This is a genomic window from Trebonia kvetii (genome assembly GCF_007827045.1).
GTDB lineage: Bacteria > Actinomycetota > Actinomycetes > Streptosporangiales > Streptosporangiaceae > Trebonia > Trebonia kvetii.
Genome location: NZ_RPFW01000004.1, coordinates 1,046,679 through 1,069,062, shown reverse-complemented (window position 1 = coordinate 1,069,062; position 22,384 = coordinate 1,046,679). Strand labels below are relative to the sequence as shown.

General features: G+C 71.0%; 16 protein-coding genes. 6 read left to right on the top strand and 10 right to left on the bottom strand.

Annotated elements, in window-relative coordinates; genetic code table 11:
* Positions 1-34 precede the first annotated feature (34 nt).
* Complete coding sequence (locus EAS64_RS24795) at positions 35-1,807, bottom strand: HNH endonuclease signature motif containing protein (protein WP_187366149.1); 1,773 nt, start codon at positions 1,805-1,807, stop codon at positions 35-37.
* A gap of 490 nt (positions 1,808-2,297) precedes the next feature.
* Complete coding sequence (locus tag EAS64_RS24790; RefSeq protein ID WP_145856498.1) at positions 2,298-3,155, bottom strand: SDR family NAD(P)-dependent oxidoreductase; 858 nt, start codon at positions 3,153-3,155, stop codon at positions 2,298-2,300.
* 253 nt (positions 3,156-3,408) lie between these two features.
* On the opposite strand from EAS64_RS24790, the gene EAS64_RS24785 reads away from it, so the two are divergent.
* From EAS64_RS24785 to EAS64_RS24765, 5 genes are all read left to right on the top strand, one after another.
* The gene (locus EAS64_RS24785; RefSeq protein WP_145856496.1) at positions 3,409-3,789 is read left to right on the top strand and encodes an NAD(P)H-dependent oxidoreductase; all 381 of its coding nucleotides are present in this window, start codon (positions 3,409-3,411) and stop codon (positions 3,787-3,789) included.
* A 121-nt stretch (positions 3,790-3,910) separates the two neighbouring features.
* Complete coding sequence (locus EAS64_RS24780; RefSeq protein ID WP_246115838.1) at positions 3,911-5,482, top strand: TIGR02677 family protein; 1,572 nt, start codon at positions 3,911-3,913, stop codon at positions 5,480-5,482.
* Positions 5,479-6,738, top strand: a complete 1,260-nt coding sequence (locus EAS64_RS24775) for a TIGR02678 family protein (protein WP_145856492.1) — start codon at positions 5,479-5,481, stop codon at positions 6,736-6,738. Before EAS64_RS24780 ends, EAS64_RS24775 begins: the two co-directional genes overlap by 4 nt.
* On the top strand, positions 6,716-10,840 hold the full coding sequence (locus tag EAS64_RS24770; RefSeq protein WP_145856489.1) for a TIGR02680 family protein: 4,125 nt from the start codon (positions 6,716-6,718) through the stop codon (positions 10,838-10,840). The genes EAS64_RS24775 and EAS64_RS24770 overlap by 23 nt, the downstream gene beginning before the upstream one ends.
* Complete coding sequence (locus tag EAS64_RS24765; RefSeq protein WP_145856487.1) at positions 10,837-12,201, top strand: TIGR02679 family protein; 1,365 nt, start codon at positions 10,837-10,839, stop codon at positions 12,199-12,201. Before EAS64_RS24770 ends, EAS64_RS24765 begins: the two co-directional genes overlap by 4 nt.
* A 349-nt stretch (positions 12,202-12,550) precedes the next feature.
* Here EAS64_RS24765 and EAS64_RS24760 read toward each other — a convergent pair whose 3' ends face one another.
* The gene (locus tag EAS64_RS24760; protein ID WP_222849550.1) at positions 12,551-13,033 is read right to left on the bottom strand and encodes an RDD family protein; all 483 of its coding nucleotides are present in this window, start codon (positions 13,031-13,033) and stop codon (positions 12,551-12,553) included.
* A gap of 445 nt (positions 13,034-13,478) precedes the next feature.
* On the opposite strand from EAS64_RS24760, the gene EAS64_RS24755 reads away from it, so the two are divergent.
* The gene (locus EAS64_RS24755) at positions 13,479-14,429 is read left to right on the top strand and encodes a R2-like ligand-binding oxidase (protein ID WP_145856483.1); all 951 of its coding nucleotides are present in this window, start codon (positions 13,479-13,481) and stop codon (positions 14,427-14,429) included.
* A gap of 10 nt (positions 14,430-14,439) precedes the next feature.
* Here the strand turns inward: EAS64_RS24755 and EAS64_RS24750 are convergent, their stop codons facing one another.
* From EAS64_RS24750 to EAS64_RS24720, 7 genes are read right to left on the bottom strand one after another with little or no spacing between them, the layout of a single operon-like run.
* Positions 14,440-15,141, bottom strand: coding sequence for a TenA family protein (locus EAS64_RS24750; protein ID WP_145856481.1), 702 nt, complete (start codon positions 15,139-15,141; stop codon positions 14,440-14,442).
* Complete coding sequence (locus EAS64_RS24745; protein ID WP_145856479.1) at positions 15,138-16,145, bottom strand: amidohydrolase family protein; 1,008 nt, start codon at positions 16,143-16,145, stop codon at positions 15,138-15,140. The genes EAS64_RS24750 and EAS64_RS24745 overlap by 4 nt, the downstream gene beginning before the upstream one ends.
* A gap of 3 nt (positions 16,146-16,148) precedes the next feature.
* Entirely contained in the window at positions 16,149-17,462 is a 1,314-nt protein-coding gene (locus EAS64_RS24740) for an amidohydrolase family protein (protein ID WP_145856477.1), read from the bottom strand.
* Between the two features lie 10 nt (positions 17,463-17,472).
* Positions 17,473-18,480: an LLM class flavin-dependent oxidoreductase gene (locus tag EAS64_RS24735; RefSeq protein ID WP_145856475.1), complete on the bottom strand. Its 1,008-nt coding sequence runs from the start codon at positions 18,478-18,480 to the stop codon at positions 17,473-17,475.
* A 4-nt stretch (positions 18,481-18,484) separates the two neighbouring features.
* Positions 18,485-19,957, bottom strand: coding sequence for an amidase (locus EAS64_RS24730; protein WP_145856474.1), 1,473 nt, complete (start codon positions 19,955-19,957; stop codon positions 18,485-18,487).
* On the bottom strand, positions 19,954-21,066 hold the full coding sequence (locus EAS64_RS24725) for a pyridoxal phosphate-dependent aminotransferase (RefSeq protein ID WP_187366147.1): 1,113 nt from the start codon (positions 21,064-21,066) through the stop codon (positions 19,954-19,956). Before EAS64_RS24725 ends, EAS64_RS24730 begins: the two co-directional genes overlap by 4 nt.
* Positions 21,063-22,262 carry a M20 family metallopeptidase gene (locus EAS64_RS24720; RefSeq protein WP_145856471.1) on the bottom strand — a complete coding sequence of 400 codons (1,200 nt, stop codon included), beginning with the start codon at positions 22,260-22,262 and terminating at the stop codon, positions 21,063-21,065. The genes EAS64_RS24725 and EAS64_RS24720 overlap by 4 nt, the downstream gene beginning before the upstream one ends.
* Positions 22,263-22,384 lie beyond the last annotated feature (122 nt).

Here is a 22,384-nt window from a genome sequence, read left to right as displayed (position 1 = left end):
TGCGGTCCAGGGCACGAATCTTCGCCCGCCGCCCTTAGCAGTCGTATCTGGTGGCGGTGGTCACGTGGGTCCGGCCGGAGGGCAGCGTCCAGCGGGTGAGACCCGGAACCGGCTGCTCGACCCGCCAGTCCGGGGCCTGCTTGGCGCGGTGGTGGGTCCTGCACCGGGGAGCGAGGTTGCACTGCTCGGTTGGACCGTCGGGCCAGGGCAGCGTCTGGTCAAGGTCGGCACAGACCGCCTGCGCCTGGCAGCCCGGGGCGTCGCAGGTGGCGCTGCGCGCGCGGACCAGGTGCTTCAGCCTACGGCTCGGGGCGTACTGGTCCTCGGCTTGGGCGTGGTCGCAGGCGTCGCTGGCGATGAGGGTGAAGGTGGGGCTGAGACGGCGGAGAAGTGCGGCGAGCCGGGCGGGCGGCGGCTGCGGTTCCAGGTCGCTGAGCAGCCGGGGATGCTGGCCGCGGGCGCAGGCGTGGGCGAGCGCGGTGCCGTCTGTGGCGGTGAGCGTGACGCACCAGCGGGTGCGCGGGTGGCTGGCCGCGGCGCTGACCGTGGTGCGGGTCTCGTCGGCCTCAAGCAGGCTCCAGGCGCCGGCCATGGCCGGGACGTTGGACCAGCCGAGCAGGGTGCCGGCCGGCACGATCAGGTTGATGAGCGCGGGCATGGGCTGCGGCACGCGGCCCGGCGCCGACGGCGGATCCGCAGGGCGGGCGGAGCCGGCAGGCGCGTCGGCGGAATCGTCCCCGTCGATGTCCTCGGGGTCGTCGCATCCGCCGCCCCACCCGGGCCAGCCATCGGGGTCGGGCGCATCGGCCGACTCGGGCGGCGCGGAATCTCGGGCGGTGAGCCGGTCGAGCGGGTCGCGTCCTTGGGTGAGGTCGGCGAGGGCGAGCACGCGCAGCGTGCCGAGCGGCCCGGGCAGGCCGCCGGCTCGGAGTTTCATGGCGAGGGCGTCGATGTGCGCCTTGGACGCCATCACGTCGGCGGTGTCCATCTCCCGGCCGGACAGCGACGCGTTGCCCGACGGCTCGCGGCGCGCCTCGACGCGCTGCCCCGTTCTCTTCGCGCGTTCGCTGCGGGCCCTGACCGCCTCGGGAGCGAGCTTCATCTCCATGGCGGCGGCCTTGCGGGCCAGCTGGTCCGCGCGCAGGTCCGGCGCGTCGGCGGCGAGGATCTCCTCCGCCCGGGCGGCGTCGGCCTCGCAGAGCTCGCGGGTGTACAGCGCGATCCAGCCTGCCCGGTCCTCGTCGATCTGGCCCGCCGCCATCCCGGCCAGGGTCTGCGGCAGGCGGCTGGTCAGGTCGAGCGCGTCGTCGATCCGCCGGCCCGCCTCGGCCCGGGTGGTGACCAGCTCCATCGCCAGTTCCTCACCGGGGAACCCGCCCGGCGCGCAGCCGGCCGGCACGCCGCGGTTGAGCGCGTCCTGGAACGCATCGCGGCGGCGGCGGCCGTACTCGGCGGTGACAAGCACCTGCTTGTACTGCTCACGGGCGATTTGCCGGCGGGTCGCCTGGAGCACCCCGATCAGCTCGCTGTCCGCGAGACGGCCGAGATCGCGCACCGCTTGGTCGGTGAGCCCGGCCAGCAAGGCACCTGGCGGCAGCACGTCCGCCTCTTCACCCTGATCGAAGGACGGCAGGGTCGGCCACGCGGATTCCGCCTCATCCTGTTCCCCCGCCCAGATCATAGGTTCGGGATCACGGCCGGCGGCGCTCTCGCGGTCCAGCCACGCCACGTACTCGGCCCACTCCGGATCTGGATCAGGCAGGACGGCGGGCGGCCACTCGAGGCGCGATGGCGGGCGCTCGTTCATGTGTCGTCCCTCCTTCCGAAGCCTATGACACCCAAATCTAGGTACACGAACATCGTAGCGAGTAGGACCGACATTCCACCGTGCCGCGGCGAGGGCGCGCCATCCCATCCATGGCCATGACAGACAGGACCAGACTGAACCGGACGCAGACGCATCCGTTGCCAATGGCGATAGCCGAGTTTGGCAATCACGATCAGTCCCTTACGGCCGAGACAGAAGGTCTGGCGGTGAGCAGTGTCCGTTGACCGGGACGACCCCGGCCTGCCCGCCCCCCGCGCCGGGCATCCCGGACGTCAAGTCCGGCACCTCGAGCGCAGCGCTGGCGGCGAAGCCGACACACCGGAAGGGGCCGAGGTCTGGGCGCGGCAGGCAAGGTCACCGGCGGCTCGTGAGCGGGGAGCCGATGTCGTGGGTGCGCACGGGTTGCGAGAGCAACAACTCGCCGAAAGCACTGCGTTATGCGGCGGGCTGGCACTGTTCCCCGTGCTGCTCAAGCGCGGGCGGTGGCGAGGTGCTTGGCGCGGTCGGCGAGGCGGTCGGGGAGGGTGGTGAGCAGGGCGATGAGGAACCGTGCGGCCCCTGGGACGACGTAGCGCGGGCGCGGGTTCGGGTGCTCGGCAGCGGCGACGATGGCGGCGGCAACCTGGCCGGGGGCGATGCCCTTGGCGATCTGGGCGGCCAGGTAGCGGTCACCGCGCGCGATCATTTCTGTGTAGGCGGCCGGGACTTCCGCGGCCGTGGCCGACTGGGCGTCCGCGGCCTCGCCCAGGCTGGTAGTCACGAAGCCAGGCTCGATGATGACGACCTTGACGCCGAAGTCGGCCACTTCCTGACGCAGCGCGTCAGAGATCGCCTCGACGGCGTACTTGGTGGCGCCGTACACGCCCATGCCTGCGAATGTGGTGCGGCCCACCAGCGAGCTTATGTTCACGATCAGGCCGGAACCGCGCTCGCGCATAGCGGGCAGCACCGTCCGGGTCATGGCGAGCACGCCGAACACGTTGGTGTCGAACTGGCGCTTGACGTCGGCGTCGGAGAGGGTCTCGACCGGCCCGGCGAGGGCGAACCCGGCGTTGTTGACGAGCACGTCGACGCCCGCGCCGCCGGTGGCCGCCACTATCGTGGCCCAGGCTTGCCTGATGGCGGCGGCGTCCGTCACGTCGAGGCTGACCGCCGTGATGTTCGGCGTGCCGGCGGCCAGGTCGGCGAGGGCCTCCACGCGCCTGGCGCCCGCGAACACCTGATGGCCGCGACGGGCGAATTCGGCCGCGGCCGCACGTCCGATTCCCGAGCTCGCTCCGGTTACGAAAACTTTGAGCCGTGCCGTCTGCCGTCTCGCGCCTGCCATGTTGTCCCCCTGCCACCGCGCGGTGCCGCTCTCCGGACGCTTCCCGGAAACAGATCGGTTTCCTAACTACGGTACACCGATCTGTTTCCTGGTGCCAGGGTGGGAAGTAGGGTAGGTGCGCTGATGCGACTGTGCCCGATGCGACCGGGCCTGGGACGGCTGGCATGACACCCCGGGAGCGGGTGATCGACGCTGCGGCCGACCTGTTCTACCGGCAAGGTGTCGGCACGGTCGGTGTCGACCTGGCGACCAGCTGCGCTCCGCAGACGCGGTGCTGTTGGCGGTCCCGCTCTACAACTTCGGTGTCCCGCAGCACGTCAAGGCATGGATCGATGTGGTCATTGCGGGTGCCAAGTCCGCCGATGAGACGCTGCTCGCCGGCAAGCCCGTCGTCCTCGTCGTGGCCCGCGGCGGCGCGTACGGCCCTGGCACCCCGCGCGAGGGCTGGGACCACTCCATCGACTACCAAAGCCGCATCCTGGCCGACGTCTGGGGTGGCGAGCTCACCGTCATCGAGCGCGAGTTCACCCTGGTTGGCGTCAACCCGGCCCTTGACCAGTTCAAGGATATCGCCGCTACCTTCAAGGACGCCGCCCACGCCGCGGCCGCCGAGGCGGGCAAGGCCCTGGGATAGGCCGCGGACTTCTTTCCTACCGTTCCCGCTTGAGTACCTCTCCGAGGCTCGTTATGAAAGAGCGGCGTCTCGCCGCGCTGATGGCGCGTGCTTTGTCGGTGGCATGCGGCACCATGGACACGTGGCTGGCGACGTCCCCCCATCGGCGCGCGGCCGGGAGAAGCCGCACAGCAAGATTCCCGGCGAGGCGCAGCCGTTCACGCATCTCAGCGTCCCCAACGCCGATCAGTACCGGCACCTGCTCCTGACGTTCGCGCGGGCGAAGGAGCGCTTCATCGTGCACCTGCGTCCAGAAGACGTCGCTGTGGAACTGCGGATGGATGCCGATGACCAGCTCACCGAAGCTCTAGATCAGCTAGTCCGATGGGGCAACCTGCGGGCGGACGTGGACACGAGCCGAGTCACCTCGGTGGAGGACTTCCACCGCAAGCGCTCCCTTTACCAGCTCACGCCGGCCGGGCAGGCGGCCGAGCAGGCGATCGCGTTCTACGAGGAGGCGATCGGGCGGCGCGGCCAGCTCCAGTCGGTTGCCCTGGCCGACATCGCTGGCCAGCTCCAGGCGCTGCTGGCGCTGGCCAGGGAGGGCGATCCCGACCCGGCCAAGGTCCATCTGCTGCTGCTGTCGGTGGCGGAACGGTTCTCCTCCCTGGCCGACAACGCGCAGGCGTTCATGTCGGCGCTGCGGCGCGCGATCGACTTCTCGGACGGGGACGTCGACGGCTTCATCGCGTACAAGGAACGGCTGATCGACTACATCAACCGGTTCATCGCCGACCTCGCCAACTCCGGCGCCCAGATCGCGCTGCTGCTGAGCGACCTGGAGGCTGCCGGGCACGAGCGGCTGCTCGCGGTGGCCGCCAGGCGCGAGGCCGCCGACGCGGTCCCCGAGGGTGCGGACGCAGCCGCGGCGCTGGCCAGGGCGGAAGAGCAGGCACTGGACGCGTGGCGGAACCGGTGGCGCGGCCTTGACGACTGGTTCACCTCCCGGGATACCGGGCACCAATCGCAGGCCAGGCTGCTGCGACAGGCCGCGGTGACCGCGATCAAGCAGCTCATCGACGCGGTCGGCCTGCTCAACGAGCGGCGCACCGGCCGGTCGGACCGGTCGGCTGACTTCGCCGCGCTCGCCCGGTGGTTCGCCGAGGCGCCGGACGACGCGGCGGCGCACCAGCTGTGGCGGGCGGCGTTCGGGCTGTCCCCCGCGAGGCACCTGTCGGTCACCAGTGACACCGCCGATGAGTGGGCGGCCCTGCCCGCAGGGACGCCGTGGGGTGATGCGCCGCCGATCCGGATCTCACCGCAGCTGCACAAGACCGGCGCGTACGAGCGGCGCGGCAAGCCCAGCCAGGTGCGGGACCGTTCCGCGGAAAGGGAGCTGCTGCGCATCCGGGCGGAGCAGGAGGCCGCGCAGACCGCCGAGGCACGACGGCGGCTGCGCACCAGCGGGCCGACCCTGCTGTCTGACCTGGATGTGCTCGACCCGAGGGTGTTCCGCCTCTTTCTCGGCCTGCTCGGCGACGCGCTCGCGGCCCGGGCGCCAGGCGACACCGAAGTAAAGACCGTCACAAGCGACGGCAGCCTTGAGGTGCGGCTGTGCCTGGTCCCCGACGGCGGCGCGGTAGCGATCAACACCGAGGACGGCGTGCTCACCGGCCCCGAGCACGTCATCGAGATCACGGACCTGGTGCCATGATCCCCGCCGAGGAGCAGGCGCAGCGCCGGGCCGCGCTGCGTGCCCTGCTCGCCAGACCGCTGCTCATCGCCCCCGACGACGCCGAGTCGTTGATGCTTGTCCGTAGGCACCTGACTGCCCTGTCCGACTGGCTGCGCAGGGAGACCGGCTGGCGGCTTGTCGCAGACGCGGAAACGGCCCGGCTGTTCAAGACCGCACCGCTGACGGACGACGCCACCCACCCCGCTCGCGGGCACAACAAAGAGCCGTTCAGCCGTCGCCGCTACGTCACCCTTTGCCTCGCGCTATCCGCGCTCGCCCGCGCCGACGCGCAGACCACGCTCGGCAGCCTTGCCGACGACGTGCTCACCGCCGCCGCCGAACCCAGCCTCGCGGCCACCGGGTTCACGCTGACGCTAGAGAACAGGAGCGATCGCACCGACCTCGTGGCGGTGGTCCGGCTACTGCTCGGCTGGGGCGTGCTCAGCCGGGTCGCCGGAGACGAGGACGCGTACCTGTCAGCCGGCACCGACGTCCTGTACGACGTGCGGCGGCCGGTGCTCGGCGTGCTGCTGACCGGCAGCCGCGGCCCGTCCACCATCACCGCGAGCGGTTTCCAGGCGCGGCTCGCGGAGCTGACCGCCGAGCCGGTCGCCGAGACCGACGAGCTGCGCAACCAGGCGCTGCGCAGAATCCTCACCCGCCGGCTGCTCGATGACCCGGTCCTCTACTACGACGAGCTCACCGACGACGAGCGTGCCTACCTGGTCGCCCAGCGGCATAACATCACTGGGCGGATCGCCGAGGCCACCGGGCTGCTGCCGGAACTGCGCGCCGAGGGCATCGCCATGGTGGACCCGGACGACGAGCTCACCGACGTGCGGATGCCCGAGCAGCGGACCGACGGTCACGTCACGCTGCTGGTCGCCGAATACCTGGCGGGCCGGGCACGGGCACCGCGGGCCGAGCTGCTGGCGTTCGTCCGGCGGACAGCGCAGGCGCACGCGGGCTACTGGCGCAAGGGCGTCACCGAGCCCGGCGCGGAAGTCGAGCTGCTCGATGTCGCGCTTGACAAGCTCACCGCCCTGCGCCTAGTCGACATCGACATCGAGGTCACCCGAGACGGCACCGGCACCGTGATCCGCGGCCGCCCGGCCATCGCCCGGTTCGCGCTCGCCGACCCCACCATCCGCGAGCCCGGCTCTCCCGCCGCGAGCCACACCAGAACGCGCCAGACACGAAAGGCGACGGCCGATGCTGCCAGCACCATCTTCTGAGCGGTGGAAGCCGCTGCGGGCGGGCCTTGTCGACATGTTCTACTACGACCAGGAGGAATTCTGGTTCCACGACGGCCGCCTGCTGCTGCGCGGCAACAACGGAACAGGCAAGTCCAAGGTGCTCGCCCTTACCCTTCCGTTCCTGCTCGACGGCGAACTCGCGCCGCACCGGGTGGAGCCGGACGGCGACCGGCAGAAGCGGATGGAGTGGAACCTGCTGCTCGGCGGCAAGCACCCTAGCCCGGAACGTCTCGGATACACCTGGCTAGAGTTCGGCCGCCGGGCCGCCGACGGAACTCAGGAGTTCTGCACGATCGGCTGCGGGCTGAAGGCCGTCGCCGGGCGGGGCATCGCCCGGCACTGGTTCTTCGTCACCACCCAGCGTCCCGGCGCGGAGCTGCGGCTGCTGCCCGACAGCCGTGTCCCGCTCACCAGGGAGAAGCTGCGCGAGGAGATCGGCTCGCACGGATTCGTTTACGACCGGGCGGCCGACTACCGGCGGGCGGTCGACGAGCACCTGTTCGGCCTCGGCGAGCACCGCTATGAGGCCCTGGTCAACCTACTGATCCAGCTGCGCCAGCCGCAGCTGTCGAAAAAGCCAGACGAGAAGCTGCTGTCCCGGGCGCTCACCGAGGCGCTGCCGCCGCTCAGCCCCGGCCTGGTGACCACCGTCGCCGAGGCGTTCCGCGGTCTCGATGAGGAGCGCGACGCGCTGCGCTCTCTCGCCGAGGCGCAGCAGGCGGCGGCCGACTTCCTCGGCCACTACCGTCGGTACGCGCGGGTCGCGGCCAAGCGCAAGGCCTCCGGCCCGAGGGCGACGCAGAGCCACTACGAACAGCTCGGCAGAGACCTCGCCGCCGCCGAGGAGGCCTTCACGGCCGCCAGACAGCAGCTGGCCGAGGCGCAGGACGAACTCCTGGCGCTTGAGGAGCAGCGCGCTGAACTGGAAGCGCGAGGCGACGCGCTGCAGGCCGATCCCGCGATGCGGGACGCGGAACGGCTCGAGCAGCTGCGTGAGGACGCCGACCGCAGGGAGAAATCGGCGCAGGACCGGGAGGAACACCGGGACCGGCTGGCCAGCCAGGTACGGAAGTACGCCGACCGGGCGACTCAAACGGCGCATCAGGCCGGGACCGGGCGCGACAAGCTCGCCAGGGCGCTGGGCGAGGCCGCGACCGCGTCGGCTGACGCGTTCTGCGCCAACCAGCACCGGACGGCCGTCGTCGCGCTCGATCCCGCAGACTTGGACGTCGTCTCGGCGGGCGGGGCGCACCATGCGGCCGGCGCCTACCTGGATGCCGCCGAGGCACCGGCGGCCGACATGCTCGCCCAGACCAGGCGTGCTGCCCTGGCCATCGCCGACCGGCAGGAACAGGCGGTCACGCGGCTTGGCACGCTGCTCGGGGAGTCCGCGGAATGCGAGCGGAGGCTCCAGGCAGCGCAGGCTGACGAGGGCAGGCTGTCGGCTGAGGTCCAGGCCGCGGCCGACCGGGTCACGGCCGCGGATGAAGCAGCAGCGGAACGGATGCGGCTGCTTCTTGACGCCTACCGCTCCTACCTGAACGGGCTGGCGGAACTGCGGATAGCCGACCCCGACGAGCTGATGGACGCGCTTGAGGGCTGGGGGCTGACCGGGGAGGGCGCGAACCCGGCGGCCGCGATCATCGACGACGCCGCCCGCGCCGCCGGCGCGGAGCTCGGCCGGCTCGCCGGTCAGCTCAGCGGCAGCCGGTCGGCTCACGTCAGGCAGGCAGGAGAGCTGGCCGACGAGATCGGCCGACTGCGCCTTGGCGGCCACGACGCCCCGCAGGCTCCGCACACGCGGGCCGCCGGCGTGCGCGACGGCCGGGCCGGGGCACCGCTGTGGAAGGTGACCGACTTCGTGCCTGGCCTGTCCGACGACGAGCACGCCGGGCTGGAGGCGGCGCTTGAGGCGGCGGGGATCCTCGACGCGTGGGTGACGCCGGAGGGCAACCTCGTCGACGGGGACGTGATCGTGGTGTCCGGGCTTGCCCCGGCAGCCGGGGCGTCATGCGCCGGCCTGCTCGTGCCCGCGATTGATCCGGACGACCCCCAGGCGGGAGTGCTACGGGACGAGTCGGTGGCATCCGTTCTGAGTGCTATCGGACGCGGGCCAGGGACCGCCGACACCGTTGGGACCTGGGTGACCACGGACGGGCGCTGGTCCAACGGGATGCTGCGCGGCGCCTGGCACAAGGACCGGGCCCGCTACATCGGCGAGGGGGCCCGGGAGGCCGCGCGGCGGGCGCGGATCGAGTCCCTTGAGCGGGAGCTTGGCACCGAGCGCGCCGCGATCGACGCGATCGACGCGGAGCTGGCCGGCCTCGCGGCGCGGCAGGAACTGCTCGCCGCGGAGCACCGGACGGTGCCACCGGACGGCAAGGTTCGCGAGGCGCACACCGGGGCCGCAGTGGAGCGCCGCGGGCTTGCCCGCGCGCGGGAGGACCACGCGTCGGCCGGGGCCGTGCGTGAGCGGCGGCAGCGGGAGCTGACGGACGCCCGGTCGCGCGCCGAGGAATTCGCCCAGGATGTCGCCCTGCCCGTGGACCCGGACGAGCTGGCCGGCGTGCGGGCGGGGGTTGGGGCGTACCGGGTGGCGCTCGCCGGGCTCTGGCCGGCCGCCGAGGCGGCGCGCGCCGCGATCCGCGCCGCGGCCGACGCGGAGTCCGAGCTCGCAGAAGGCCGGCAGCTGCTCGTGGAGGCGAGCGAGCGAGCCGCCGAGGCACGGGAGGGGGCCGGAGCGGCGGCGACGACATACCAGGAGCTGCTTGCCACCGTCGGCACGGCGGTCGAGGAACTGCAGCGCCGGCTCGCCGAGGTGACCGGCGGTCTCGGCAGGAACACGGCGGCCCAGCGGTCCGCCCGCGACCGGGAACGTGACGCAATCGGGGCGAGCGGCAAGGCGGACGGGGAACGCGGCCGACTGCGGACGGACGTCGAGGAGGCGGCACGCCAGCGGGACGACGCGGTCCGCGAGTTCCAGGCGTTCGCCGCCACCGGGCTGCTGCGGGTCGCGGTGACCTCGGTGGAGGTCCCCGACGTGGAACAGCCATGGGCGGCGACGCCGACCGTGATCCTCGCCCGCGCGGTGAACGCCGAACTCGATTCCGTGGACGACGGGGACGTTCCATGGGACCGGATCCAGAAGCGGGTCACCGAGGAGCACAAGCTGCTCGCGGACGCGATGGCCAGGCACGGGCACTCGGCGGGGCTGACGCTGAGCGAGGGCGTCATCGTGATCGACGTGCTGTTCCAGGGCCGCAGCCACGACCTGCCCGGGCTTGCCGAGGCGCTGGCGGCGGAGGTGGCGCAGCGAACCGCGCTGCTGTCCGCGCGTGAGCGGGAGATCCTGGAGAATCACCTGCTCAACGAGGTGGCGGGAACGCTGCACGAGCTGATCTCCGCGGCCGAGGCCGAGGTCAGGCAGATGAACGACGAACTACAGGCGCGGCCGACGTCGACGGGCATGAGGCTGCGGCTGATCTGGCAGCAGGCAAGGAACGCTCCCGAGGGACTCGACCGGGTCAGGCTCAAGCTCCGGCAGACGATCGACGCGTGGTCCGCCGCCGACCGGGCTCTGGTGGGCGCGTTCCTGCAGCAGCGGATCGCGGCCGAGCACGCGGACAATCCGGCGGCCGGCTGGGCCGAGGCGCTGACGTCGGCGCTTGACTACCGGGGCTGGCATGAGTTCGTGATCCAGCGCTATCAGGACGGGCAGTGGCGGCCCGCCACCGGCCCCGCATCCGGTGGCGAGCGCGCGCTCGTGGTGTCGGTTCCGCTGTTCGCGGCGGCCTCGTCGCACTACAAGTCGGCAGGGAACCCGTACGCACCGCGGCTGATCGCGCTCGACGAGGCGTTCGCCGGCGTCGATGACGACTCGCGCGCGAAGTGCCTGGGCCTGCTCGCCACCTTCGACATGGACGTGGTCATGACCAGCGAGCGGGAGTGGGGCTGCTACCCGCAGGTGCCCGGTCTTGGCATCTGCCAGCTTGCCCGGCAGGAAGGCATCGACGCGGTCCTGGTCACGCCGTGGCGGTGGGATGGGCGGGAACGGCGCAGGGCCGAGCGGGCTCTAGCGTGACTGACAGTGCGACCGGCGCCACGGAGGCCGACGCCAGGCTGCACCGGCTGCTCGGCGGCGATGACGTCGCGTGGCTGGTCCGGCGGGCGCGGGACCGGCTGGAGACCGGACGCTCACTGAGCGGGACTGTGACCCTCGCCGATGCGACCGCCAGGCAGCGGCGGGCGGTGGAGCGGCTGACCGGCAGGCCGGCCCGTTCCGGCGTGTCCTTGTCGGTGTCGCTGCCGGAGCTGGACCGCATCGTGCGGGAGAGCGGGGCCGCAGCCGACGGCCTTGCCGAGGCCGTGACGCGCCTGACCGGTCCGCTGCGGGACCTCAACCGCGACCGCGCGGATACCGCGGCCGCCTGGGCGGCCGCGGTCGGGCCGCTAGACGACGCCGTGGCGGGCAGGGCCGAGCTGGCGGCGTGGCGGGTGTGGCTCGATACGACCGGCACGGTCCGCCGGCTGGCATCATCACCCGATGTGGCACTGGCGCTGCTTGAGCAGGTGGCGGCGGTGCTGCGGCGGCTGCCGTCGCGCGGCACGCCCATCGGCAGGCTCGCCGCCGAATGCTGCGGCGACGCGCACGCCCTCGACGACGGCCGTCCGGTAGGAACGCTCGCCCTGTCGGCGTCCCGCGCGCTGGCTGGCCGGCCGTTCGCGGGCGACGGCGGCGCCGACTCCCGTCGCGCGGCATGGGCAGCCGTGGGCGTCCACTGTGACGACCTCTCGTCGCTTGTGCTCTGCCATGGTTTGGCCGGTGACGGCCGCACCGCCCTCGGCAGGGTCCTCGCGCTGCAGCGGGAGGCCGGGCAGCCGGCCGTGCTCACGCTCAGGCAGCTGCGCTGCCATGACGAGCCGCTGCGCGCGGCGGGACCGGTGCGGGTCTGCGAGAACCCGGTGGTGGTCGCCGCCGCCGCCGACGAGCTCGGCGCCAGTTGCCAGCCGCTGCTGTGCGTCGGGGGCCAGCCGTCGGCGGCCGGGTGGCGGCTGCTTGACCTGCTGGCGGCGGGCGGCGCGGAGTTTCGCTATCACGGTGACTTCGACTGGGGCGGCATCCGGATCGCCGAGGCGGTGCGGACGCGGATCAGCGGCCGAGGAGCTCGCTGGCACTCCTGGCATTACGACCGAGACGCCTATGAAGCCCTCGCGGCCGCGCTGACGACCGCACATCCACTTGCGCGACTCCCCCAGTCGCCCGGCGAGCCAGTCGGGACACCATGGGATCCGGCCTTGGCCACCGCCATGGCGCGGCACGGCGTTCGCATCGAAGAGGAGCTCACCCTGGACACTCTGCTAGCGGACCTAGCAGAGTTACGAGGGAATCGATGGCGGCGGCGACCTGACGCGGCGAGGCGATCATCGGCGTCACGGAGGTGATCCCGTGACGCATGCCGAACAGGTCACCACGATCACTGTCGACTGGGACGACCCCGGCGGCCTACCGTGCCAGGACCGCCAAGCTGATGCTCCGTCGCGACCACCGAGGAGCGTCATGACGGCGCGTCCAGGGTCAGCCGAACCCGTTCGGGATGATGACTGTTGTCTTCGCGGTGCATTAAGGCGTCATGACGTTGGTCGGATGCACCTAGTTGATCCGGATCCTGTCGGCCGCCAGCTCCATGGCCAGCACCGTCCGCCAACCGCCGGCCGGGCTCCACCGCGTGACGGTCTTGCCTTGGCGGCCTTGGCGGCCTTGGCGGGCGCGCCGGCGGGGCATATGACACCGTTACCGGGTATGCCGCGGGCCGCCGCTCACCGGGAAGTCGGACTTCACCACTAGGGTCCTGCCTAGGTGGTCACCGATTCGCTGCCTGTCGCGCGAGCACAGGATGACGATGAAGCCGATAAGACCAGTGAACGGCCAGGTGTAGGGGATGGCGTCCAGGATCAGGCAGACCCAGCGGATGGTCAGCTGCGTCATGTTCGCCGGACCGCCGCCCTTGCTGATGACTCGCAGCCCGAGCAGCTTCATGCCCAGCGTCTGGCCCTCTTGCCGGTGCGTGAAAAAAACCCAGTACATGAAGCCGATGAACGCAAAGACGACGAAGGCGATGATTCCGCCGAGAATGTGCATGAACGTGCTGTCGCTTCTGTCGAACGGTATCGACACCAGTGAGGGGATAAGCCCCACGAGGAAAGCGTCGATCAGGTACTGCACGACCCGGCGCCCCGTCACCCGGGTCGCTCCCCTCATTACCGGCGGCGCCATTCCCTGCTGGTATGCGGGGTATGCGGCATCACCGCCATCACCGCCCGGCGCCTGGCCGCGCGTCCGCGCGGGGACAGGTTGTCCGTAGGCCGTGGTGGGGTCCTGCTCCTGGGTGAAACCCGTGTCCTGTTCCTGGCTTGGAACGCCACCCTGTGGCGGCGCTCCGGGATGAGTACCGTGCTGGGTTCCGCCCTGCTGCCCAGCAGCGTCCCCCTCTGGCATCGTGCTCATAGTTGTGGTCCCCCGATCCACGCCGGCGTGCCGGCGCTTCGCCCCTCCTACCCACGACAAACACACAGAACACATCGGTTCACATCCAAATCAGACATGCGCTGCCGCGCCTGGCCACCGTCCTCGCGGCAGTTGTTCCGTTGTCGTCCGGTGAGCCCCCGATGTCTAATGGAGCGAATGATTTCTAGAATCTGTTGCCCACGGAGGGACACTGATGACCGAGCCGGTCGCAGGCGGCAAGATCACGGAGACGGAAATCGGCCGCTACCGCTCCACGCGCGGCCTCGATTACGAGTCGGTCCCGTGGAAACTGTGGGAGAAGTCCAAGAAGCTGTTCTGGGACCCCGCCGATATCGACTTCTCGCAGGACGCCATCGACTGGCAGGAGATGACGGACGAGGAACGGACGCTCGTCGCCATGTCCGCCCGCGGCTTCATGGTCGGCGAGGAGGCGGTCACGCTCGACATCGTGCCGTTGCTGCGCTGCATGTCCGACCTGGGCCGGCTCGAGGACACGATGTACCTGGCCATGTTCACCATGGAAGAGGCCAAGCACACCGAGATGTTCCGTCGCTGGTTCGACGCCGTGGGCATGGACCCTGCCTCGCTCGACGACCTGGTCCGCGCGCAGCAGGCCGCCCTCGGTGACCGTCGCACCGGCATCTTCGACGGAGCGCTCACCAGGGTGATGCGGCGGCTGGACACCGACCGGTCACCGCAGGCCATCCTCGACGCGTCGATCATCTACAACCAGTTCGTCGAGGGCGTCCTGGCGATTGCCGGCTACCAGCGCTGGGAGGAGACCTTCCGCAGGCTCGGCAAGCTGCCCGGCCTCGAGGCGGGCCTGAAACTCACCCAGCGCGACGAGCGGCGGCACATCGCTTACGGCACCTACCTCGGACGGCGACTCCTCGCAGAGAACCCCGACCTGTGGGAGTGGTTCGAGCAGCGCTGGGCCAAGCTGTCCGCCAGCCTCACCGGCGGCTACAGCCCGGACGTGACCGACGAACAGTCGCCGGAAATGGCGATCCTGGCGGAGCGGTACCGGCGGCTGAGCAAGCGCCGGCTCGAGGCGCTCGCCGTCGCCCGCACGATGAGCACCGCCGAGGTGGACACCAGCGCCGTGGAATCCTTCGAACCCGAGGAGCTTCAGCACGTGAGCTGAGCGGCATCGCCTACGCGCCGCCGTCGCTTGCGCCCCGGGTGTAGGCCATCTCCCAGAAGGCCAGCTCGTACCCGGTCGCTGCGTCGAAGGCGGCCTCTGCTGCCCTCTGGTCCGCGTCGGCCGCGCAGGAGTCGAGCAGGCCGGTCGAGGCCCGCACCAGGTCGTCGTACCCGTCGTCGGCGAACATGGCGATCCAGTCCGCGTATACCGGGTCGGGCGGCGCGCCTCCGGCGGCCAGCCGCTGGCCGATCTCGCCGTAGCTCCACTGGCAGGGCAGCAGCGCGGCAAGCGCCACAGGAAGACTCCCCGAGCCGGCGGCGGCCAGCAGGTGCCCGGCGTAGCCGCGGGTCGTCGGCAGCTGGGCAGGCAGCCGGTCAGGCGAACCGCCGAGCCGGGTGAGGAACGTGAGGTTCGCCGGGATCTCGACGTCGGTGATCTGGATCAGGAAGCGGGCAAGAGTCGCCTGCGACGCGCGGTCCGGTGCGGCGGCGATGGCCAGCGCGATCCCCTGAACGTAGCAGTGCAGGTACTGGATGTTCTGCTCGAAGTAGAAGCGGAACGTCTCGTGTGGCAGGGTGCCCGCGCCGATCTCGGCGACCATGGGGTGGCTGGTCGCCGCGGCCCAGGTCGCCGCGCCGCGCTCGCGCAGCAGTGTTGACAGGCCAGGGGCGGACAAGCTTTCGTGCTCCGGGGAGCCAGCGTGCTGGCTCACTCCAGCCACCCCATCATCCGCGCGTAGTTGTCGCCCATGATCCCGTCCAGTTTCGCCTGCGGGATCGGGTCGGTGCCGAGCCGCTGCGCGTGCTCGTTCACCGACAGCAGCTTGGCGCGCAGCTTCACCGGGTCATACAGGAACCCGGGATAGTCCGTGCCGAAGAACAGCTTGCCGAGCGGCACGAAGAACTGCTCCGCATGCACCAGGAACCGGTACAGCTCCTCCCCCGTGCAGGTGGCGATGTAGTAGCTGAGCTCGGCGAAGAAGTTCGGGTGCTTGGTCAGCATGAAGAGCGCCTCGTCGACCCAGGGCAGGCCGAGGTGCGCGATGGTGAGCCGTAGCGAACGGAAGTGCCGTCCCGCGGCGTCGAGCAGTGCGGGACGGGCGTACTCCATGCGGGCGTCGATCCGGGTGGAGCCCGCCTGGTGCACCATGACCGGGATGCCCCGTTCCTCGGCCTTCTCGAACACCGGGAAGGCGAGGACCGGGTCGGCCGGCGACCAGTCCTGGTACATCGGGTAGAGCTTGACGCCCTGCAGCCCGAGTTCGGTGACCGCCCGTTCCAGTTCGCGGACGGCCGCCTTCGGCCCGCGGTAGTTCGGGTTCACCGAGGCGTAGCCGACGATCTTGTCCGGGTCCTGGCGCTGCAGCGCGGCGATGTAGTCGTTGCACTTCTCCGGGCTCGGCGGCCCCGGCACGCCAGTGATGCCGTAGCTGTCCACCGTGCCGATGAGCTCGCCGTCCAGGAACTGCGGTGAGACCGCCAGGATCACGATCTTGTCGAAGCCGGGATGGTCCCTGATCATCTCAGGGACGCCGATGACCGGAAACCCTTTACGGCTGAAGCCGCTGGTCTCCCACTCCTGCTCGGTCGGCATCCGGTGCGCGGGGAGCTTGCCCTCGCTGCGGTAGATGCACAGCGATCCCTCGCGCCCGTATTCGGTGGTGAACTCGGGGTCTTCCGCCAGGCTAAGGATGTGGGTGTGCGCGTCGACCTGCATCGGCTACTTCCCCCATCCGATCATGCCGGCCACCCGCTTCAGGGCCTTGTTAGCCTCGGCGAGCACCTGCCGCTCGTCGACCGTGGTGACCTGGCGGCCGCGCATGACGATGTTTCCGTCGATGATCGTGGTGTCGACCGCGGAGCCGTTGGCGGCGAACACCAGGTGGGAGTAGATCTGCGCGGGATTCTCGTCCGCCAGCGGGGTGAACATGACGTTGCCGGTGTCGACGAGGATCACGTCGGCCTTGCGCCCGGCCGCCAGGAACCCGGTCTCGTGGCCGAGCGCGGCGGCCCCGTTGCGGGTCGCCATCGCCAGCACATCCGGGGCCTGCTGGAGGCTCGCATCTGTCCTGGCGGCGCGGTGCACCAGGGACGCGAACTTCATCACCTGGAACAGGTCGCATGTGTTCGACGACTCGGCGGCGTCGTGGCCGAGTCCGACGTTGATGCCGGCGGCGAGCATTTCCGGGACGCGGGCGATGCCGTTGCCGAGCTTGGCGTTGGAGGACGGGTTGTGCGAGATGTGCGTGCCGGTCTCCCGCATCAGGGCGATCTCGGTGTCCGACAGCCACACGCAGTGCGCGGCGACGCAGTCCGTGCCGAGCAGGCCCGCGTCGTAGGCGACCTCGGTCGGGCGCCGGCCGAACCGCCTCTTCGAATCCTCGACCTCGGTGAGCGACTCGTTGAGGTGCACGTGGATGCCGGTGTTCAGCTCGTCGGCTAGCAGGCGCGCGTCGCGCAGCAGTTCCGGTGAGGCCAGCGGCAGCCATTCGATGCCGACGTAGACCTGGATCCGGCCGTCGCCGGCGCCGTGCACGGCGTCGTAGGCGTCCTTGTTGTCCTGCAGGGTGTCCAGGTTGTGCTCGGGCAGCGCCACGTCGTTGGACAGCACCGCGCGGATGCCGATGTCCACCGCGGCCCTGCCCAGGGCCGGTAGCCGCCGGTACATGTCGTTCACCGTCGTCACGCCCGCCTTGACCGACTCCAGGTAGGAGGCGGCGGCCGCCCAGTATGCGCTTTCCGCGTCGAGCGCACGGATGGAGGGATACCAGAACTCCTCAAGCGACTCCCACAGCGGCAGGTGGTCGCAGAGGCCCTTGCCGACCGCCGTGTGGTAGTGCAGGTCGATCATGCCCGGCAGCACGATCATGCCGGCCGCGTCGATGACCTGCGCGCCGGCTGTGTCCCCGGCGTAACGTCCTGGCCCGACCGCGGTGATGCGGTCACCGTCGATCACCACATGGCCGCCGAAGTGGACGGACCGCTGGTCGTCCATCGTCAGTACGGTGCCGTTGTTGATCACGAGAGTTGGCATCTGCACCTCGTCAGTTCGCGGGGTCAGCGGGCAGCGCCCGCGCGACGCAGTCGGTGAACGCCGCGGCCGTCTTCATCCGGGTCGGGCCGAGGGGGAACACAGTCAGGCTGTCGATGCCGAGCACGGTGATCTCGCGGATGTGCCCGATGGCCTCCGCCGACCCGCCCGCCAGCGCCATCCGGTGCACGAATTCGGCGGGCAGCAACGCGGCGGCCCTGGCGGCCTCCTGGAACTCGCCGCCGGCGTAACTGCGCCGTACGTCCGCTACCAGCGAGGCGGGCAGCCCGGCGATCTCGCAGTACACCGGCGAGGTCTGCGGGAACCACGCCGCGATCGTCATGGCGGCGGCGAAGGCGGCATCGGGGTCGTCATCGTCGATGGCGCCATAGGCGAACACGGTGACCTCGGGCCGGGCATCGCGGCCCGCCTGCTCGGCGCCCCGGTCGATGTGCTCAAGCGCGTACTTGAGGCCGTCTGGGTGCAGCCCGGCGAGCAGGATGACGCCGTCGGCGACCCGGCCGGCGAGTTCGAGCGTCTTCGGTCCGGTCGCCGAGATCCAGACCGGGATCTCGGGCGCGGGCGCGAACCGGTAGTGCGCGTCGTCGAACGCGAACCCGTCCGCTCGCATGCTCACGTGCTCCCCGGCCCACAGCCGCCTGATGGCGTCGATGGACGCCTCGAGGTCGGCGAGCTTCGCCGGCTGGTGGCCGACCGCGAGCAGCGGCCGGTCACCGGCGCCGATGCCCAGGGTGAACCGTCCGCCGGACACCTCGGCGATGGTCGCCGCGGCGGCGGCGGTGACGCCGGGGTGCCGGGTGACCGGGTTGGTCACCGCGGTGCCGAGCTTGAGCGTGCTCGTCGCACGGGACGCGAGCGTGAGGTAGGACCAGCAGTTCCTGGTGTGCAAGGAGGAGTCGGTGAGCCACAGGGTGTCGTACCCGAGGCGCTCGATCTCGGCGACGTTCCGCTCGAACACGTCGGGGCTGTCCACGCCCTGCAGGCAGATCGAGGTCCGCATTGGGTTAGCTCTCCTTCGCTGTCGGAGCCGGCTGAGCCGGCTGAGCCGGGGATGCCGAGGTCGGCGGCGCGGTCCTGGCGGTCACCAGGCCGGCCAGCGCGCGCTCGCACCGCTCGGCGAAATCGAGGACCCGCTCGTCGTGTCCCCACGGCCCGACGACCTGGAGCCCGACCGGCAGGCTCGCGGAATCGAAGCCGCACGGGATGGTGATCGCGGGCTGCCCGGTGATGTTGAACGGATAGGTGTACGGGGTCCAGGTGATCCACGGCAGTTTCGCGTCCGCCTCGCCCCCCGCGGGAACCTCGGCGTCGGCGGCGAACGCGGTCCGCGGCATCGTCGGCATCACCAGCAGGTCAAGCCGCTCGAACAGCGCGAACACCGCGGCGCTGAACGCGCGCCGCGCGTCGATAGCCGCATAGTAGTCGGCGAGCGAGTACCGCTCGGCAAGCCCGAGCAGCCGGACCAGGCCCGGGTCCATGATGTCGCCCTGGGCGCGGATTAGGTCGGCGAAACCAAGGCCGCGGCCGGTGACCCACAGCGCCTCGAAGACCTCGCGCGGCACAGGCATCGCCAGCTCGGCATCGACGAGGTCGCAGGTACCCGCTGCGCGCAGCTCGCCGATCGCGGTCGCGACGACCCGCCCCACGTCATCTACTGGTCTTATCCCGAACGGGTTCGTGATGACCCCGGCCCGCAACCGCTTCCCCTGGTCGTCGCGGAGCGGCGCGGGATACGCCGACTGCGGGTCACGGGGGTCCGCGCCCCGGGTCAGCCGCAGCACGGCCCGTGCGTCCGCGACCGAGCGGGTGAGCGGCCCGGCGTGCGAGAGCGACTCGTTGACAGTGCCCGGCCACACCGGGATGGCGCTCAGCGTCGGCTTGAGCCCGACCACGCCGCAGAACGAAGCGGGGATCCTGATCGAGCCGCCGGCGTCGCTGCCAAGCGCGACAGGGACCGCGCCGGCCCCGACCGTCGCGCCCGAGCCCGCGCTCGAGCCGCCGGAATTCCGCGCGGGGTTCCACGGGTTGCGGGTCACCCCGGTGCGCGGCGAGATGCCGGTGCCCTTCCATCCGAACTCGGGTGTGGTGGTCTTGCCGATCACGACCGCGCCCGCCCGCACGAGACGGCCGACCATCGGCGCGGACACCGCGGCAGGAGTCGCGTCGCTGGTCCGCGACCCCTTGAAGGTCGCCTCGCCGGCCAGGTACATGTTGTCCTTCACGGCGATCGGCACGCCGTGCAGCTCGCTGCGCAGCCGCCCGGCCCGCGCCTCGGCTTCGAGCTCGGCGGCCTCGCGCAGCGCCGCCTCCCGCCGGAAGAACACGTAGGCGTTGATGGACGGCTCCGCCTCCGCGGCCAGCTCAAGGGCGAGCTCAGCGAGCGCGACGGGTGACAGGCTGCCGTCGGCGACGCCGCGCGCCAGGTCCAGCGCCGTCGCGGCGCGGTACTCCCCCGCACCGAGATCCCGGTACGTCATCGCGGCGCCTCGCCGGCCACCGCGGACCACGCGGACGCGAACCGCTGCGCCCACTCCGCCGGGACCGAGGTGCTCACCTTGACGAACCGCGTCCCGAACAGCGGCGACTGGTAGCTGCCCGGCCTGATGAACACGTCATGGTCGAGCATCGCCCCGCACAGCGCCTCGGCGGTCCAGCCACTGCCGCTCACGTCGACGGCCAGGAAGTTGCCGTGGGAGGGGCGCACGAGCACCTGACCGAGGCCGCTGGCTTCGACGGCCGCGCAGACGGTCTCCTGGTTCGCGCCGTTGACCGCCCGCAGCCGCTCCAGCCAGGGACCCTTCACCTCCAGGCCGGCCATCGCGGCGCGCTGCGCCTGAATGCTCGCGCCGAGGGGGTTGGCGGGCACCGACGTCAGCGTCCGCATGAGAGCCGGCGGCCCGACGACCGCGCCGACTCGCAGACCGGCCAGGCCGAGCCACTTGGAGAAGCTGTAGGTGGTGATGGTCCCCTCGGGGTACAGCTCCGCGACCAGGCTGTGCCCGGTCGCGAAGTGCCGGTACGTGCAGTCGTGCACGATCAGCGAGCCGGTCTCCCTGGCCAGCGCGGCGATCGCCGTGAGCTCGTCGCGGCCGTAGGAACTGCCGAGCGGGTTCAGCGGGTCGATCAGGTAGATCAGTGAGCCCGGCTCGATGGCCCCGGCGAGCTGCGACGCGCGCAGCCGGTAGCCCTGCTCGGCCGCGTAGACCGGCAGTTCCGTCACCGGGATGCCAGACAGCCCGACGAACCGGCCCGGCCACGGCCAGCCGGGATCGGTGGTGATCAGCCGGGATATCCGGGAAGCCAGCGCGGTGCACACGTGGTACAGGCCGCCGACCGCACCGTCGGTGATCATCGCGACGGAGCCGGTACCGGTCAGCCCAAGGTCGCCGACGATCAGCTCGCGCAGCCGCTCGAAGCCCAGGGCCGGCGCGTACAGCTGGAACTCGCGGCGGCTAGTGCTCTCGGCAAGCGCGGCGATCACCTCGGGCGGCGGCTCGAGGTGGGTGGTGTTCTGCCCCATCCACGCCAGCCCCGACCGGTCGAGGAGCGCCTCGAAGGACGGCGCCGCCGTGGCTGAGCCTGTCACGCGGTCGTCCCGTCGTTCCCCGCGGCAAGCGCGTTCGCGCCGAAGGCGGCGTACACCTGGGTTGCCTCGATGATGTCGTCGACGGACAGGTGCTCGTCCGGGCAGTACACCGGCTCACCGCCGGGGCCGAAGATCACCGTCGGCACCTTGGCGCCGAAGCTCGCCGTGTCGCCCAGCCAGCCGGCCACCTGGTGCACCGGCTCGGTACCGCGGACGCTGCGCACCGCGTCGGTCATCAGCGTCACGACCGGGTCTCCTGCCGCGGCGAGGTAGCCGCTCTTGACGTCGGCCAGCTCGACCGAGGCGCGGAAGCGCGGGTCGCGGCGCGCCGCCGCCGCCAGGCAGCGGTCGATCTCCGCCCGGACCTGCTCGGTAGTGATGCCGGGCTGCGGGCGGCAGTCGACACGGATCACGCACTCGTCCGGGATCATCGACGGGCCGCCCGGCGGCAGCCCGCCGTACACGCGTCCTGGCGACATGAACGTCTCGGGACCGAACAGCGCCGCGACCTGCGGGTCAAGCTCGGGCATGAGCCTGGAGCCGTCAAGCTCGATGATCGCGTGCGCGGCGAGCAGGTTGGCGTTGACCGCCAGCGGCTTGTGGCACGTGTGCGCCGAGGTGCCGAGCACCGTGATGTCGAAGTAGTAGCGCCCGCGATGGCCGAGGAAGATCTCGTTGTCCGACAGCTCGCCGAGCACCGCCATGTCGGCGTCGTGGGTGTCGAAGTACACGATCGAGCCGGTCTGGTCGCCCATGTGATCGGAGACCGCCGCCATCGCGAGCGTGCCCGACAGTGGCAGCCCAGAGTCGCGCAGCGCCTCCATGGCGACGATCTGGCAGACCAGCGCCGCCTTCATGTCCATGATCCCGTGTCCGTACACCTTGCCGTCGATGAGCTCGCCGGAGAACGGCTGCGCCGCCGTCCAGCCGTGCGAGACGGGCTTGGTGTCCATGTGGCCGGTGAACACCACGCGCGGCCCCGCGCCGAAGCTCAGCTCGCCGATCGCGTTGGGCCGATCTCCCATCACCGGCTGCAGTTCGGTGGCCTCGAACCCCGACTCGCGCATCACGTCGTGCAGGAAAGCCGCGAGCGGTCCCTCCTCGCCGAGCACGCTCGGGATGCGGCATACCTCCTGGACGAGCTCGATCAGGCGGCCGGCATCGATCTTGGCCAGCACGGCCGGGACGTCGGTCATAGACGTACACCACTCCCTGTCAAACACATGAGATCTCAGATCTTGATGCAGACGATAAGACACCGATGCCGTCGTGGAACACCCCTTGACAAGTAGAAACTTTCACGGACATGCTCTTTTTA

Bases quoted from the DNA above. Each gene is read 5' to 3' on its own strand.
- EAS64_RS24775 (WP_145856492.1), top strand. From the start codon at position 5,479: ATGATCCCCGCCGAGGAGCAGGCGCAGCGCCGGGCCGCGCTGCGTGCC.
- EAS64_RS24770 (WP_145856489.1), top strand. From the start codon at position 6,716: ATGCTGCCAGCACCATCTTCTGAGCGGTGGAAGCCGCTGCGGGCGGGC.
- EAS64_RS24735 (WP_145856475.1), bottom strand. From the start codon at position 18,480: ATGCGGACCTCGATCTGCCTGCAGGGCGTGGACAGCCCCGACGTGTTC.
- EAS64_RS24730 (WP_145856474.1), bottom strand. From the start codon at position 19,957: ATGACGTACCGGGATCTCGGTGCGGGGGAGTACCGCGCCGCGACGGCG.
- EAS64_RS24755 (WP_145856483.1), top strand. From the start codon at position 13,479: ATGACCGAGCCGGTCGCAGGCGGCAAGATCACGGAGACGGAAATCGGC.
- EAS64_RS24795 (WP_187366149.1), bottom strand. From the start codon at position 1,807: ATGAACGAGCGCCCGCCATCGCGCCTCGAGTGGCCGCCCGCCGTCCTG.
- EAS64_RS24740 (WP_145856477.1), bottom strand. From the start codon at position 17,462: ATGCCAACTCTCGTGATCAACAACGGCACCGTACTGACGATGGACGAC.
- EAS64_RS24745 (WP_145856479.1), bottom strand. From the start codon at position 16,145: ATGCAGGTCGACGCGCACACCCACATCCTTAGCCTGGCGGAAGACCCC.
- EAS64_RS24790 (WP_145856498.1), bottom strand. From the start codon at position 3,155: ATGGCAGGCGCGAGACGGCAGACGGCACGGCTCAAAGTTTTCGTAACC.
- EAS64_RS24760 (WP_222849550.1), bottom strand. From the start codon at position 13,033: ATGGCGCCGCCGGTAATGAGGGGAGCGACCCGGGTGACGGGGCGCCGG.
- EAS64_RS24720 (WP_145856471.1), bottom strand. From the start codon at position 22,262: ATGACCGACGTCCCGGCCGTGCTGGCCAAGATCGATGCCGGCCGCCTG.